Below are 440 nucleotides of genomic sequence, written 5' to 3'. Positions count from 1 at the left end.
GACTACAAGGGTATCTAATCCTGTTTGCTCCCCACGCTTTCGCGCCTCAGCGTCAGAACCGGACCAGTCAGCCGCCTTCGCCACTGGTGTTCTTGCGAATATCTACGAATTTCACCTCTACACTCGCAGTTCCACTAACCTCTTCCGGTCTCAAGCCAAACAGTATCGAAGGCAATTCTGTGGTTGAGCCACAGGCTTTCACCCCCGACTTGATCGGCCGCCTACGCGCCCTTTACGCCCAGTGATTCCGAACAACGCTAGCCCCCTTCGTATTACCGCGGCTGCTGGCACGAAGTTAGCCGGGGCTTCTTCTCACGCTACCGTCATTATCGTCGCGTGCGAAAGAGCTTTACAACCCTAGGGCCTTCATCACTCACGCGGCATGGCTGGATCAGGCTTGCGCCCATTGTCCAATATTCCCCACTGCTGCCCCCCGTAGG

General features: G+C 56.6%; 1 rRNA gene. It reads right to left on the bottom strand.

From position 1 onward, the window contains the following. Positions 1 to 440: ribosomal RNA gene (locus AADR41_RS42520) — 16S ribosomal RNA — on the bottom strand; the annotation flags it as partial.

Origin of the sequence: Streptomyces sp. CLV115, assembly GCF_038448545.1 — a bacterium.
Lineage (GTDB): Bacteria > Actinomycetota > Actinomycetes > Streptomycetales > Streptomycetaceae > Streptomyces > Streptomyces sanglieri.
This window is presented reverse-complemented; position numbering and strand designations above follow the sequence as displayed.